General features: G+C 52.9%; 14 protein-coding genes. 9 read left to right on the top strand and 5 right to left on the bottom strand.

Translation table 11 applies throughout. The features are described from left to right. Positions 1-13: 13 nt before the first annotated feature. The 5 genes from LA756_RS14980 (at position 14) to LA756_RS14960 (ending at position 4,593) form a co-directional block, all read left to right on the top strand. On the top strand, positions 14-847 hold the full coding sequence (locus LA756_RS14980) for a hypothetical protein (RefSeq protein ID WP_224435527.1): 834 nt from the start codon (positions 14-16) through the stop codon (positions 845-847). A gap of 251 nt (positions 848-1,098) precedes the next feature. Beyond that, positions 1,099-2,088: an ankyrin repeat domain-containing protein gene (locus tag LA756_RS14975; RefSeq protein ID WP_224435526.1), complete on the top strand. Its 990-nt coding sequence runs from the start codon at positions 1,099-1,101 to the stop codon at positions 2,086-2,088. Positions 2,089-2,841: 753 nt separating this feature from the next. After that, positions 2,842-3,285, top strand: a complete 444-nt coding sequence (locus tag LA756_RS14970) for a hypothetical protein (protein WP_224435525.1) — start codon at positions 2,842-2,844, stop codon at positions 3,283-3,285. Positions 3,286-3,380: 95 nt separating this feature from the next. Further along, positions 3,381-4,046, top strand: a complete 666-nt coding sequence (locus LA756_RS14965; protein ID WP_224435524.1) for a hypothetical protein — start codon at positions 3,381-3,383, stop codon at positions 4,044-4,046. Between the two features lie 172 nt (positions 4,047-4,218). Beyond that, on the top strand, positions 4,219-4,593 hold the full coding sequence (locus LA756_RS14960; RefSeq protein WP_224435523.1) for a hypothetical protein: 375 nt from the start codon (positions 4,219-4,221) through the stop codon (positions 4,591-4,593). A 140-nt stretch (positions 4,594-4,733) separates the two neighbouring features. Here the strand turns inward: LA756_RS14960 and LA756_RS14955 are convergent, their stop codons facing one another. The 3 genes from LA756_RS14955 to LA756_RS14945 form a co-directional block, all read right to left on the bottom strand. Beyond that, positions 4,734-5,183 carry a hypothetical protein gene (locus tag LA756_RS14955; RefSeq protein ID WP_224435522.1) on the bottom strand — a complete coding sequence of 150 codons (450 nt, stop codon included), beginning with the start codon at positions 5,181-5,183 and terminating at the stop codon, positions 4,734-4,736. Positions 5,184-5,243: 60 nt separating this feature from the next. Then, positions 5,244-6,278, bottom strand: a complete 1,035-nt coding sequence (locus tag LA756_RS14950; RefSeq protein ID WP_224435521.1) for a DUF1559 domain-containing protein — start codon at positions 6,276-6,278, stop codon at positions 5,244-5,246. 245 nt (positions 6,279-6,523) lie between these two features. Then, on the bottom strand, positions 6,524-6,904 hold the full coding sequence (locus LA756_RS14945; RefSeq protein WP_224435520.1) for a hypothetical protein: 381 nt from the start codon (positions 6,902-6,904) through the stop codon (positions 6,524-6,526). A 224-nt stretch (positions 6,905-7,128) separates the two neighbouring features. On the opposite strand from LA756_RS14945, the gene LA756_RS14940 reads away from it, so the two are divergent. Further along, positions 7,129-7,587, top strand: a complete 459-nt coding sequence (locus LA756_RS14940; RefSeq protein ID WP_224435519.1) for an SRPBCC family protein — start codon at positions 7,129-7,131, stop codon at positions 7,585-7,587. Between the two features lie 175 nt (positions 7,588-7,762). Here LA756_RS14940 and LA756_RS14935 read toward each other — a convergent pair whose 3' ends face one another. Then, positions 7,763-8,620: a hypothetical protein gene (locus tag LA756_RS14935; RefSeq protein WP_224435518.1), complete on the bottom strand. Its 858-nt coding sequence runs from the start codon at positions 8,618-8,620 to the stop codon at positions 7,763-7,765. Between the two features lie 4 nt (positions 8,621-8,624). Beyond that, positions 8,625-10,421, bottom strand: a complete 1,797-nt coding sequence (locus LA756_RS14930; RefSeq protein ID WP_224435517.1) for an ABC-F family ATP-binding cassette domain-containing protein — start codon at positions 10,419-10,421, stop codon at positions 8,625-8,627. 123 nt (positions 10,422-10,544) lie between these two features. Between LA756_RS14930 and LA756_RS14925 the strand changes: the two genes are divergently transcribed. The 3 genes from LA756_RS14925 (at position 10,545) to LA756_RS14915 (ending at position 14,001) form a co-directional block, all read left to right on the top strand. Continuing rightward, positions 10,545-12,305 carry a pentapeptide repeat-containing protein gene (locus tag LA756_RS14925; protein WP_224435516.1) on the top strand — a complete coding sequence of 587 codons (1,761 nt, stop codon included), beginning with the start codon at positions 10,545-10,547 and terminating at the stop codon, positions 12,303-12,305. 272 nt (positions 12,306-12,577) lie between these two features. Continuing rightward, the gene (locus LA756_RS14920; RefSeq protein ID WP_224435515.1) at positions 12,578-13,555 is read left to right on the top strand and encodes an HD-GYP domain-containing protein; all 978 of its coding nucleotides are present in this window, start codon (positions 12,578-12,580) and stop codon (positions 13,553-13,555) included. Next, positions 13,525-14,001 (top strand): PilZ domain-containing protein, encoded by a 477-nt coding sequence (locus LA756_RS14915; RefSeq protein WP_224435514.1) that lies wholly within the window; start codon positions 13,525-13,527, stop codon positions 13,999-14,001. Before LA756_RS14920 ends, LA756_RS14915 begins: the two co-directional genes overlap by 31 nt. Positions 14,002-14,059 lie beyond the last annotated feature (58 nt).

The following is a 14,059-nucleotide window of genomic DNA, read 5'->3' as shown; positions in this document are numbered from 1 at the left end:
TGAAGGAACTTATATGCCAATAACTCGAAAGATCCGTTTCGACTGCAACAGCCCACTCGAACGGGTGCAAGAGAGGCTATCGCACCTATTCAACAGTCCGCTACAAAGGGGCACATCGCTAGATGGCAGCACAGTCTATTATTTTAAATCAATGGGAATAGAAGGATCGGTATACAAGTGGGACTTTTTCGATCCCGACTGGGACCCGCGACTGAGCAGGAACGATGCAGTTATAAGTATAAATATATATGCCTCGATGACAGGCAATTTATACGACAATGCTGACGTGGTTTTCGAGTACGCAATAATACTCGCCCTTATGACGGCGGCCTGCATGGATTGCCCCGTCTACGTCTGTTCGGAAGATAACGAGGTCATGGAAGAGGTATTGCCGACAAATCTCGTAATCTGTAAGTGCCATCACGACACGCAACGGCTAGTCAGAGGCGATGTCATGTCAAAAGTGGTTAGAATTCGGTTCGGTTTTGCAGGAACTCTTGAACAGGCACAGGAAATGCTTGCCCAGCTATTCCATGTGAAAACAAAAAAGGCAGTGTCGTCAGTCTACGATGAGTATTTCATTTTCTCATCGATGGGGGTGCAAGCAACACTTTCAAAAATATTTTACTATGACCCCGAACTAGATCCAATGCTAGGAGGTAAAGACCTAGTATTAGATATTTCGCTGTGTGTGCCCATGTCGAGGTGTACGCATTCGGAGGATGATGTGATCCTTAAATTGTCGTCAATTCTTGCTGGTATGGTAGCGGCCAATTTTGATTGCCCTGCTTATATCTGTTCAGAAGACAATAAGGTCATAGAGGAAGTACTTCCGGCGAACCGTTAAGAGAGTGGGCTGGGTGGCACTCAACGCTGGTGACGATATCACCTCGCGAAAAAAATAAGACTTGATGCGGTGGGCACAAAAGGGGGCGGGGGCTTTTTCGATAGGATGGCACGTTTGAGAATGTCGTGTGCCGCTTTGCCTTTGGCTAGGGGATGGGAGCGTTGCTTGGCGATCCACAAAAGCTCCCCGTCCCCTGTTGTTATCCTGCATTGTATATTCATTTCAGGATGATGTACTAAGAAAAGTGGTTTATGCGGATTCAATTGGCAATATTATTTATGCATTTCCATATGAAGAATCAACGGGAGTTAATTGTTACGACGATGGCACATCGGAGGACTAACCATTCAGTTCCTGCAATCTCAACTTGGATGCTTGGGATTCTTTTCGTGGTGATGCTTACCGCCGGATGTCAAGAAAAGAAAACAGCCCTAGCACCAAGTCCTGTTAATTCGCCGGTGAAGGTCCGAAAAGAGAGGTACACAATCGTTCAAGCGGAAAAATGGGAGCCGAAGGACTTTTTCCAAGATGGAGAATTTGTTCAAATTTGCCAGGCTGTTACTGCACGAGATCAAACAAAACTTGAGGAATTGCTCAAGCGATCACCGGATATCAACGCAGGGGGGAAGTACGGATTCACTCTGCTACATTGGGCATTCGCCGAGCGCAATATGGAAGCATTTCGACTCCTACTTGAATATGGAGCCAACCCAGATCAAATGCTCAAGGAAGACGTACCGTGCAAAGCGTATGATGTCAGCTTTATCGAAGGTTCCAATATTTTTTTCACCAGCATTCAGTGTCTTTATCCGCAATATTGCGTGGCGGCACTACCATTTTCTGACGACCCGAATCAGGCGACTATCGGCGGAAACAGTTTGCTGCACCTTGTGCTTAGCAGAATGCCATGCCCCGCCAATAAGGAGGACATCGATGTGATGCTAGAACTGGGGATCGAAGTGAATACCCAGGGCGCGTATGGTTACACCCCATGTCATTGGGCCGTTCACAATGCACCTCGTCTGTGCGTCACGTTGTTGGAAGCTGGCGCAGACCCAAGTATCCAAGATGATAAAGGAGAAGACATCGCGGACGCATTGGAGTGGGAAATCGCCCAGGCCAGAAGGCTAGGCCGCAAGATTGAAGAGTACGAGCCTGCGATCGTGTGGCTTTCCAAGAATTATCGTAAAATTGACGATCAACAACCTTCCGAAATCGCTCCTAGCACCGAGGGGAAATAAAAGGGGACGGGGTCTTATTCGGTAGGCACAGTTAAAGATCCCTGTCCGTTGTTCGACTGCGATGCACCCTACTCAGTCAAAAAGCCCCCCGTCCCCCTTTTAACTCCAATATTAGTGTATCTGGAATAACGGATGCGATTATGATAAAGCTACTATGGACGACAATCCCTACGGTTCGCCAAATTGCAATCGATCCCAGAAAAAGAAGACAGAAGAAGCAAGTTGCGATAACAGCAGCCTTAAGTGGCATGTTGCATGTGGGTTGATGATATACGGTTTTCGCCTAGCTCTAGTGCTGGTATATGGCTTACTTTTAAACCCTGTGGCAATTGGTGGGCCGCATGCGGACAGCGGCATGTTAGTGTGGCTTCCGTTTTTTCTAGCTGATCTTCCTTGGAGCGTGTGGTTTGACAGTTTTGAGTACTCTTCAAATTTCGTGGCCCTCGCAGTCTATGCAATAGTTGTTGGGTTGCCGTGGATCCTGTATGGAATCGTTTTTTCGCGTTTCGCGACCTGGTGCATGAGAAGGTGACTCCGGGTGGCACGCTCAGTCGAATCTGATGTCAAGCGTGCCACGCAACGCTGGCAACGATTTTACGAACACTCGCTCGCGATCCTGATCTGTCATACCGTGGCATCTTTTACTTTGGGGGCTCCGCAACTGGGAGATTCCTATTTACACGGGTAGTGACGTAGAATGGCTACCGGCGTCTTTGTCGGATAGCCATCTTCATGCTCGTAATAGGTCGAAGTATGATTTCGATCGCGAAATTCCAAATATCTCTGAAGGCGTTATTGCTGATAACGGCTGTCTTGGCAGCGATGTGTGCCTGGTACTTCCACGACCCTTTTGAGCGGTCGGTTGAAGCGGTTCTGAGTCATGGGGGCGCGGTTTCCTATAGCGATAAGGCGATCTATGTGAGCTTTGGGCCTTTTATGCCGAGCGGGGCTGCCGAGTCATGGACAAATCGAAAGCCAAGCAATTTCGTCGTCGCGGATCTTCACGAGATTTATGACGATCTGAAAGTACTCGCAACTTCCCGTAGGACGTTCCGAATCGAGTTTTCAGACGCGTCCCAGGCAAGTGAAATTAAGAAGTACTTCGATTCCGCGATGATCAAAGGAAGAACGGTAAACCTGGTTGAGCGACGGCCAGGCTCGCTGGCATTGATAGTGCTGCGGAAAGACAAGCCCTAAGGATGACAGTGAAAACGTGTCCGCGAGGGCTATCGCTGGGCTAAGAAAAGTCAGGGCTTTAGTATCGCATTCAACAATTGGAAATGGTGCAATTCGTGGACTTGAAATTCAGCATCAGAACTCTCTTTGTTGTCTTGCTGCTAACTTGCGTCGTTTTAGGTGTGACAAGCGGCTATTCAATGCAGGCATCTTATGCAATGGACGCACTAAAAAAGAATGGCGTGCAGGTCCATGAAACGAGGTATGGCGGACCTTCCTTTTTGTCTTGGTGCTTCGAGCCTCTTGGGATTGGCTTTTACGCCACCGAAATATCTATTTCAAATTACGAAGAAGATGCCGCTTGGGAAGAATCTTTCGCGAGTAATTCACACATTTGGTGCGTTGAATTACGTGACGCCAGCAGTCGTAGCCAGTCAGTTATTTCCGCGTTGCATAAGCTGTCTAGCTTGCAGATGCTTATGGTCATATGCGATGAGCCTGGGACGTTGATCTCCATTCCGAATAGTGGTGATTGCGGTTATCTAGAAGATCTCTATTTCTACCGGGTCAGTGTTAATGAGGAATTGGTCGATAGCATTGTCGGGCTTCCCGGTGTGCGTGAAGTGCATTGTCTTGAGTGTGAAGTAATGGATAGAGACCTACTGGACAGTATGGTGAAGAGTTGCGAGTTAAGGCTATTGAACCTGGAAGAATCCTCACTGTCTCGAGATGACGTGGAATGGCTCAGGCAGTCAAACCCACAAACAGACATCACCGACTAACACAGAAAGAGAAGTGGATGGCACCCTGGCTTCCAACTCAACCGCCGATCCATGATGTCGCATCGCAAATCTCCTTTAGGATACGCCCTGCCGAAAGTGTATGTTAAAGAGAGTCAAGCGATTTCGCACACGTTAGGTTACTGACGCAGGAATAAATTAGTGGGATAACTCCATGTTCAACAATAATCGCTGGCACGGTTGGGAAGCTCGATGTTTAGGGGTATTGATTGCCGTAATTGCCCCCGTGGGATTGTATCTTGTAACTCTCAGGCCAATTTTCGAGGCTCAAAAAGGAGCGGAGCGGGTTGGCGTTTACCCTGGTTTAACCGGAATGCTTAGCGGGTGCCTAGTAATGGGACTCGCCATGTTACTAATGGGTAGATCATTACGGCATTACGTCGTTTTGAACGAAAAATTCTACGACTATGGTGAGAAGCATACGCTGACCGCCAAGATTGGTTTCGTTTCAGTCTTGCTCGTAGGCATCATAGGTGAATTGGTCTTCGATAGAATCATGCTCAGCTATGGATTCCGCGTTTGGTTGTAGCCTCTGGATAAAACAGGTTAGTTGCTTATTGCGCCCTGCGCCATAAATCCTATCCGAGATAAAAGAGGACGGGGCCTTTTTGCTGTGTGGTACAACTGAGGCTTGCCCGGCGGTTGTTGAGATCGATCTGGTGAGACGCGTTACTTCAAGTCGATATCGATCTGATTGGCGCCTTCGGTCACCTCGAACTGAAGGCCGCTTGTTGAAAGTTGGCGATACTTGAAGGCGAACTCGTTTTGGTTCTTCGCCGGTTTGCTGAGCTGCGGATTGTCGAGCAGTTCTTCCGCGGAAGGTTCGTCTTCGGCGGTTAGCGTGCTCGCCGGCGGCTGTACCATTACGCGGTACATGCCGACCGGAATTGCATCTCCTTCGGACGAAGAGAGCTTGTACGAACCATCATCGGCCAACATGCCATAGGCGGCGGTGCCTTTCTCGTTGTGAATGAAAACGATACTCGTTTCCGGCGAAAGGTTTTTGCCCTTGTTGGTCAATGTGCCTTCGACGGTGCCTGTCGGCCCAGTGGGCCCACCGCCGGAGCAGCCTAGAAGCATGGCGCCCAGCAGGACGCCCCATATCTTACTACCGCGCATGATTCGCAAATCCAAGTTCATCAGTTCAAAGTGGTGGTGTGCTGAAACGTTCGCCGAGGTTTAGCCACGATCGAAGACCTGGCCGTCGTCACGCGTGGCCATCTTCTTCAGCGCTTCCAAGGCCATCGTGTCGGTGAAGAAGTGAATCGAACCATCGGCCAGGCCGACATTCACGCCGCCAGGATGGTTGGACGAAAGAGGATTGTTCGCACCGACGTTGCTGGCCATGCCGGGGAACAACTGATAGGCGAACGGATCGGCATTGGGCGAATAACGCACCGTGGTCAAGTTGAAGCAGCGCTGGTCGCTGTTGGAGCCATTGTCGAGATTCGGCGGGTAACCGGTGACGCGGTTGCCCATCAGCCAGCCATGCGTGGTACCTGCTGCTGCAAGCTCCGAGTACGCACCATCAAGCCGCTTCAGGCGACCGGAGATCTCACCCAGGATGATCGTGTTGGAGGAACCATCGGTGCACGACTGGAAGCCAGTCGAATAGTTCGGCAACATCATGCCACCTCCGGAAACGAGTGTCGGTTGCCCGGCAACGGTGACCGTTGAGATACGGTTTTCAGTGAACGAAGTTGGTTCCGCACACCCAGAAACGCCGGCGTAGTGGGCTTGAGGGCAGAAGTTATCGCCGCCCCTTAGGGGACCACTCGAGGAAGGGCAACGCATGACGGTGATTGCACCGGCTTGCTGCACGAAAGGACGGTTCGCATCGCCTGCACTGCCGGAACCTTCGGCGATATAGCCAGGCGATTCGCCGACCCAAGTCATGCTGTCGTACAGCGCGGCTTGCTCGAAGAAGGGAAGCATCATGCCGTAGAAGCTCGGCCCGAAGCTGTTCCCGCTGCCGCCGCCGTTTCGAGGAACCGTCGAATTAACGCTGCCTGGGGGAAACGCGAGAAATTGATCGTGGTAATTGTGTAGCCCAATCAGCAGTTGCTTTAAGTTGTTGGTGCACTGCATCCGCCGGGCCGCTTCACGAGCTTGTTGCACCGCAGGAAGAAGCAGGGCGATCAGCACCCCGATAATCGCAATGACGACCAATAATTCCACTAACGTGAAACCACGAAAAGAGATAGGGCGTTTCACTGAAGCACCTCGCAGCAAATTGAAGAGAATAGATAGAGCATGAAAAGAGACGGTTTTTTGTCCGTCTGATGGATTTCTCCCAGGCGGAAGGGAATTCCCCAGAGAAAATGGAATTTTTCGCCTGAATTGCGAAATGAGGAGTCCGAGGGCGAAATGGTCGCGAGATATTCGTCGGGGCATAGCAGTGCCCCGAATAGAGATTGCTCTATTCGCTTAGCGTGCGAAGTACCGAGCCAGTACGATGTCTACTCCGAAAGCAAGCGTCCAAGCTCGCGTGCTTCGGCTTGCTTGCGGCGGTGCTCTTCGAGACGCGTTTGATACGTCTGGGCCTCTTTCAGCGTGGGGAAGACTTTGATGCTTTGGATATCTTCCAGCCGCCACCACTCTTCCCATTTCAATTCGTCCCATTCGTTCGACACGATAATAAAGCTATGCGAGCCGACGGTTTCCACGCGAAGGTCGCCGCGGACGATTTCTTTATACCCTTTGCGCTCGAGCCAAACCCCTTTGCCTTCGAGCTGAGGGAAATCAGTTTTGCTGGGGGCCTCGGGTTGCATCGCGGCCAACGAACCAAGCACTCCGATCACAATGACGACACCCAGGGTGATACTTACAAAACGATTCATGCGAAGCGGCTCCGGCGGAAGACATTAGGCAGCTAATCAAACGCTTTCGCTGAGCATATCAGTCTGCCGGTGCCGAAGCCAGAAAATCGTGGGAAAGAATCTCGAGGAATGAAGCGAAGTAATCGCGAGGCGGAAAATTTTGGATGGGGATGTCGAATCGGACTGAGCTGGGGCGACTACTTCGTGAAAGCTCTTAACTATCTACCTCGCAGGAGAAACGTCGTATGTCTCAAGCATCGAATACCGTCCGACTTCATCGCGTTTTGCGTGCCCCGGCCGATCGCGTTTACAAGGCATTCATCGATCCCGATGCGTTATGTCGTTGGCTGCCGCCGTATGGTTTTTTGGGGAAGATCGACCGCTTCGATCCGAGCGTCGGCGGCGGCTATCATATGTCGTTCACCAATTTTGGAGCAGGGCAGAGCCACTCGTTTGAAAGCCGCTTTGTGGAATTGGTACCGGGGAAATTGATTCGCCTGGCCGATCAATTCGACGATGCCGCATTGGCAGCTGATATGACGAAGACGATCACACTCAACAAAGTCAGCTGCGGCACCGAAATCGAGATCCTCCACGAAGGCCTGCCTGCGGCGATCCCCGCGGAAATGTGCTACCTCGGCTGGCAGGAATCGCTCGTGCAGCTGGCCCATTTGGTCGAGCCTGAAATTCCAGCAGGGGAATAGCCGTGGCCGCTTTGAGTAGGGAGGCAGATAGCTTTCTGTCTGAGTCAGATGGCTGCGTCGTGTGGCTTTCGGCTTAAGCGATCTGCCTCTTGTTTGCTTCCTGGGCAACGCCATTTAACGACAGCTACTTGAATTGGAGGCTCGCATCGATAGCGTTCAACGCAGTTTCCGGGCATCAAGCCATCAATTCCTTTAGCGAAGAGAGTATCGCGTCGGGTTTGCCCATGTGGCGGCTTAGCGAGTTGCTGATCGAGATATTGTTAACGGCTTGATAGCGGCCGTCACGCATGCTCTTTTCCATCGCTTTAAGCTGCTTGGGGGAGATGTCGATGATGCCGACCGACTGCAGTTGCATGCGTTTGTAATGCGTCTTAGAGCAAGTGCCAGGGCGGCGGAGTTCCCAGGGAGATTCCGTCTGCAAATGATCGAACGAAGGTGCTTCGTCCGCATCCCAATCGGCAGCGAGAACCAGTGGATGATAGCAGGCCAGGTAGCCAAAGACATGATGGCTTTTGAGAATGCAGCAGGCACCCCAGCCCACTTGTTCCCTCTCGGGCTTATTGAAATAAGGATTAAAGCAGCCCTTCTGTGGGTTGCGAGGAAAGATCAACACTTCGCCTGGCTGCATCAGCAATGGCTGGGGTTTCGCAAGCGTTTTGCGGGCCTTCGTTTCCAAAGGTTGGGCAAGCCGCGTGCGAAGTTCGGCCAGCTTCTTTTCCCGTTGCTTTAAGTCCGACTTACTGAACTCTTGATGGCAAGGATGTTCTAAGTCCATGCCGGAGTCGATGATGTGCATCGCCTTTTTAACGACATCCTGGGAGGTGATGCCGCGTTTGTGAAACTGGTCGGCGAGGACCAACCAGAATGTTGTGTACTCTTCGTGCCCTTCGGTTTGGCTGGCCTCGGGGTAATGCTCTTGCAGGATCTCGACAAGCTCTTCCACTTCAACCGGCAATCTGGCTACTGCGCTGATCGCCGGTTTGAAATCACGGGCAAAGTCGTTCGCGTACAGCCCCGCTCCCCAAGTTCCCATGGAATTAGCCTTCCTCGAAGTCTTCCAGTTGTTCCTGGTATTCCAGCCACTTGGCTTCTAGTTCCGAGATCTCGTCGGCGACTTCCGTGAACTTGGCGTGCACTTTTTGGGCTTCGGCGGGGTCGGTGATTTTCATCAGCTGTTCGTTGAGCGACTTGCGTTCGTCGTCGAGCTTGGCGATTTTGCTTTCCAGCTTGTTGACTTCCTTCCGTGCGGCGCGGGCCTCTTGGTTGCGTCGCTTGCGTTCTTCTTTGGCCAAGTCGGAATCGCGGCCGTCGCCGGCAACTTGAGCGGCGACCTGGTTGCCATCTTCCTGTTCGATTTCCTGGCTTAAGCGATAGAGATAATGCTCGTAGTCGCTGGGGATGTGGGTCACTTTGCCGCTGCTGACTTCGATAATCTGCGTCGCGATGCGTCGGACGAAGTAACGATCGTGGCTGGTGAAGATGACCGTTCCGTTGTAGTCGTCGAGCGCTTCGCACAACGAGTCGACCGTTTCGACATCCAAGTGGTTGCCTGGTTCGTCGAGGATCAAAATGTTGTACTTGCCCAACAAAAGTCCAGCGAGGCAAAGTCGGGCACGCTCGCCCCCGCTGAGCACTTTCACTTTCTTTTGCACGTCGTCGCCACGGAACAGAAAACTACCGGCGACGCTAAGCACTTGCTGATGATTGATCGAAGGATCGCGGACGCTGACCAGGTAATCTTCGACGGTATCATTAGGAGGCAGCGAGCCATACACATGCTGGGCGTAAATACCGATGTCGGTGTTGTGCCCCCAGCGGACTTCCCCTTCTTTCGGCTGCAGCGAACCGACGAGCGTCCGGAGGAAAGTCGTTTTTCCTTGGCCGTTGTCACCAACGACCGCGGCTCTGGCACCATGTTCGATATCGAGCGTAATGCCGTCGGCAATGGTGCGGTCAGGATAACCGATGGCGAGCTCTTCGCAGCGAACGGCCGTTCCCTTTTTGCGATCGACCTGAGGAACGCGGATGTAGGCACTCGCTTCCTCTTCTTCGATCTCGATCATTTCAAGCCGGTCGAGCTGCTTCTGTTTATTCTTGGCCTGGGCGGCCGTGTTGGCTCCTGCACGGTTCTTATCGATGAACCGCTGCAGCTGTTTGGCTTTCGCTTTGGTGGCAGCGTTGACCCGTTCGTCGTGCTGTTTTCGTTCTTCGCGGTACTCGATGTAGTCTTCGATGCTGCCGGGGTAGAGCGTTAGCTTGCCGCGTGAGAGCTCGAGCGTTTCGTTACACGTCTGCTTCAGGAAGCCACGATCGTGCGACACGATCAAGTAGCCCCCTTTGTAGCTTTTAAGGAACCGCTCTAAGAGCATCTGCGTTCGGATGTCGAGGAAGTTGGTCGGTTCGTCCAGGATGAGAAACGTGGGGTCGTGCAGCAGCAAGGCTGTCAGCTTCACACGCGTTTGCCACCCGCCGGAAAGATTATGAACCGGGGCGTCGAGCATGGCTCCTTTGATTTCAAAGCGAGCCGCGACTTCGCCACACTTCCAGTCAGGCTGGTTACTGTCGCGCATCAGGAAGCCGACTACCGTTTCGCCTTCCTGGAAGGGATCGTGCTGGCGGAGATAGCCTAGCCGTGTTTTAGGGTGGAGGACGACTTCTCCCTTTTCGAGTTCTTCGTCTCCGAGAATGGCACGGCATAAAGTCGACTTGCCGGCACCGTTGCGGCCGACCAGGCCAACTTTGTGGTCGTCCGTAATGGCCGCAGTGGCGCTGTCCAAGAGTACTTTATGACCGAATCGCTTCGTGGCGTTTTGAATGTTGATGACGGGGGGCACGGTCGCAGTTTATCGATCAGTTAAGGGTTTCAAATAAGTCGTAACACGATCTTCACACAGTGCGACTATCGAACCTTGCGCGATGCCCGTATCTTGGTGGCTCTTTAAGGAATTGACACCATAGTGGGGTCTGAAAGCCCGTTCACCGCAATCGCTCTGATGAATAAGTCGCAGCCACCGGTAATTGTTGCGGAATCCGCTTCCGTGTCCAAGACGGCCTACAACGAGGGCAAATTGACGCCTGAAACGTTGGTCGACTTGCGCAATAAGCACCCTAACTTCACTGGCGACTGGGTTCACCTCGTTCATCTGGAAACTGGCCTCCGCAAACCGAACACCGATCCCGAGCGTTTTCAGGCTTGGAACCAGTGGCGTCACGATGCCTTGGAAGGGGACCAGCCGCAAGACAAAGTGGTTCACTTAGAGGGCGTTTCGCTGCGAAGCGTCGACTTGCGAGGGATCCATTTGGAAGGGGCCGTACTGCGGGACGCGACCATTGCGGCCAGCGATTTTCGTGGAGCACGCCTGGCAGGGGCCATCCTGGAAGAGGCGAATCTTTCCTTTGGCGACTTCGCCGATGCCGACATGACGGGGGTGCTGCTGAAAGATGCCAATCTTGATCATGCCAATTTGCGTTCAGCCACGCTCGATCAAGCCAACTTGGACGAAGCCGTTTTAACTTCCGCCAAGCTGAAGGAAGCGCGTTGTCACGTAACTTCGTTTGAACGGGCGAAGCTGGCCGGTTCCGATTTCAGCCGAGCCGATATGGCTGGGGCGAGTTTCTTTCGAGCGAACCTGGCCGACGCGATCTTCGAGTCGACGTGCCTCGACAAAGCGAACTTGATCGAAGCAGATTTGAACTATGCGAATCTGCAGAACGCGAGCCTGAAAGATGCCGAGCTGCAGCGAGCCAATCTGCACGGAGCGACCGCCCATGGCGCGGACTGCGAAGGGGCAGACTTCACCGCGGCCATTTTGCGTCAGGCCAACCTTGGCGATTGCAACCTCAAGGGAACCCACGGGCTGCTGCTCGATCAGACATTCGTGACCGGGGGCGAGTTCGACGCCAAAGCGAACGATCCCTGGACGCGGCTTTTGCAGACGTATACCTGGCAGCGGTTGGGACTCGTCGCGCTGATCTTTTGCTTATGGGCAGTCCCGTTTGGTTTTGGAAACTATTTCAAGTCGCCGAAAGACCTGATCGAACCTTCGGTACCTGCGCGGCTGGAAGAGATCTCGGCGAACTTTTTTAAAGTGCCACATACCGGGTACGAACTGCAGGAGTTCCTGGAATTCCGGTACGAAGAATACTATCGGCCTTTGGTGAGCGGTCTGGATAAACCGGCCACGTGGGCGTACCTGGCCATCGGCGGTGTCGATGGCATTTTGTTTTACGCGACAATTCTTGCGATGATCCTGTGCGTCTGGCAGCGAATCGCGTTGACGCGAAGCATTCATAAGTTGGAAGCGGCCAACACGGTGTTTCGACGCACGCCCAAGTTGGACGAATACATGGGCCCCTACAGTCCCATTGGCGAAGAGCCACATAGCTGGTACTTCGCGATGGGCAAATGGATTCAAGGGCATTTCACCGAAACCAAAGCCGGGCACGGGCAAACTGAAACCAGCGTTCGTCCCTTTCGTTGGTTGCGGCTTCCGAGCTGGTGGCTGGCTGGGATGCAGGCGATCAAGCCGTTGTGGAAGGTGACGCCCAGTTTTGTGAAGAGCCTGCCACCTCCTTCTTGGATCGACATGCTCGGCATGACGCGAATCGATCGGATGAACCAATGCCTGACGTGGGGCATTTTTGTTGTCGTCCTGTTCATGCTTTGCCGTTTGGCGATCGAGCTGGTCCTGGGCAATCAGTTGGTGCTTGGGCAGTAGACGGCCTCTTTGCGTTAAATGTGCAGCGGCGTCTTTGCCAAGCGAACTAGAAACGCGCACACCGGCGATCACTGCTTGCTCTCATAACTGTCATCATCGCGCCAGGCAGACCCCTTCGCCATCCTGCAGGTGGGTTTCCCGCAAGCTGTGGGGGAGATGACTATCTTCAACAGTACTCAGGCAGCGCTGTGACCTACTCTTTAGCAGCGTAATGATTGCCGATCTGCATGGGCCAGACCGGCTTACCTGGCAGCACTGCATTCACAAGTGACATGGCATCTTCTTCGACCATTGCGACGCAATGCCTTGGCTATACACCCATTCCGGTAGGACTGTTGTCCGCGGAAGAGGTGCCTGCCGTAGATCTGTATTGCAAGGATAAAGAAAGCGGGCGATTCCGACTTTATCGGGCCGCCACGTTACCAATGCTGCCGGAAGACTTGCAGCGATTGGTCGCCTCGAAAACGAACTGGCTGTACGCTTCCGATATTGATCACGACGACATGCAGCGTCTGATCCGCAGGAAGCTTGACCTTCTGATTCGGGATGAAACGATTTCGCTTAAGGATCGTTTCCAGAAACTCAACGTCGTCGTCGAAGGCATTCTTGCTTCGGCGTTCGAGTCGGACGATACCGAAGAAGTGATGCGTGGGGCCGGAACGATCTCGGCACTCGCGGTACGTCTGTTGTGTCGCGACGACATGACTGCGGGAGACTTGGTTTCGCTGCTGCATCACGATTATCAAACGGTGACGCACTCGCTAAATGTTTCATACATGATGGTTGCCCTCGCTCGCGAGCTGCGACTTGTGGGCGACGACGAACTTCCTTCGGTGGCGGCCTCTGGCATTCTGCACGATGTCGGAAAGCTCTCGGTCAGCGAGCGGATCCTTTCCAAGAACGATCGTCTGCAGCGCCGCGAACAACGAATCGCCCAAAAGCATCCGGCCCTTGGCTTTCGCCGGTTGGCACAACGCGTCGATGTTTCATTCGCCCAGTTGATGGTCGTCTATCAACATCACGAACGCGTAAATGGCAAAGGGTACCCTGTTGGCGCGATGGGGGACGAGATTCACCCTTGGGCGCGTCTGTGCAGTGTTGTGAATGTGTTTGAATCGCTCATCAGTCATCGGCCGTATCGCCAGCGATATTCGCTAAATGAAGCGGTCAAGATGATGGACCAACATTTGTCGGTCGGCTTGGATCAGGAAATGTATCGATGCTGGAAACAGTCTATTCTCAAAAAATGAAGCTGCTCTTGGACCGGCTGCGTTGTCGAATTCAGCTGCCGGATCAATTTGCCGACTTGGAAAACCGCCGCGGTGTGCTGCCGGCGCAAGCACTCGACATGCGCCGCACGACGCGCATGTATTGCCCTGGCAAACTGCTGATTGAGTCGTTCGCGTCGCTTCCTTCCGTACCCCGAAATCATCAGTACGTCGTAGGCTACTCCGTAGATATTTCATCGACAGGAATCCGCTTTCTGCACGATACCGAGCTCTACCCCGGCGAGCAGATTACCCTGTGGACTTCGGCTCAGCGTTTGACATGCACCGTGATCCGTTGCCGCCGTTTGAACGAACTTTGCTATGAAATCGGCGCCTCTTTTGCCGACGACGATCCAAACGTCGAATCGCCTCAAGATGTTGAACATCCTGAACAGGATGGACATCGCAGCGAAGACTTCTTGAACTAAAACGATCGTATTCTCTTTACGGCCGTAGCTGTCAGGGGCGAATCCTCCTGCTTCTCCA

The sequence above is a fragment of the Bremerella sp. TYQ1 genome (assembly GCF_020150455.1).
In the GTDB taxonomy this organism is placed as follows: Bacteria; Planctomycetota; Planctomycetia; order Pirellulales; family Pirellulaceae; genus Bremerella; species Bremerella volcania_A.
Note: the sequence above shows the minus strand (reverse complement) of the source record. Positions and strands in the feature narration are given on the sequence as shown.

Bases quoted from the DNA above. Each gene is read 5' to 3' on its own strand.
- LA756_RS14980 (WP_224435527.1), top strand. From the start codon at position 14: ATGCCAATAACTCGAAAGATCCGTTTCGACTGCAACAGCCCACTCGAA.
- LA756_RS14975 (WP_224435526.1), top strand. From the start codon at position 1,099: ATGCGGATTCAATTGGCAATATTATTTATGCATTTCCATATGAAGAAT.
- LA756_RS14970 (WP_224435525.1), top strand. From the start codon at position 2,842: ATGATTTCGATCGCGAAATTCCAAATATCTCTGAAGGCGTTATTGCTG.
- LA756_RS14960 (WP_224435523.1), top strand. From the start codon at position 4,219: ATGTTCAACAATAATCGCTGGCACGGTTGGGAAGCTCGATGTTTAGGG.
- LA756_RS14955 (WP_224435522.1), bottom strand. From the start codon at position 5,183: ATGCGCGGTAGTAAGATATGGGGCGTCCTGCTGGGCGCCATGCTTCTA.
- LA756_RS14945 (WP_224435520.1), bottom strand. From the start codon at position 6,904: ATGAATCGTTTTGTAAGTATCACCCTGGGTGTCGTCATTGTGATCGGA.
- LA756_RS14940 (WP_224435519.1), top strand. From the start codon at position 7,129: ATGTCTCAAGCATCGAATACCGTCCGACTTCATCGCGTTTTGCGTGCC.
- LA756_RS14935 (WP_224435518.1), bottom strand. From the start codon at position 8,620: ATGGGAACTTGGGGAGCGGGGCTGTACGCGAACGACTTTGCCCGTGAT.
- LA756_RS14920 (WP_224435515.1), top strand. From the start codon at position 12,578: ATGGCATCTTCTTCGACCATTGCGACGCAATGCCTTGGCTATACACCC.
- LA756_RS14915 (WP_224435514.1), top strand. From the start codon at position 13,525: ATGCTGGAAACAGTCTATTCTCAAAAAATGAAGCTGCTCTTGGACCGG.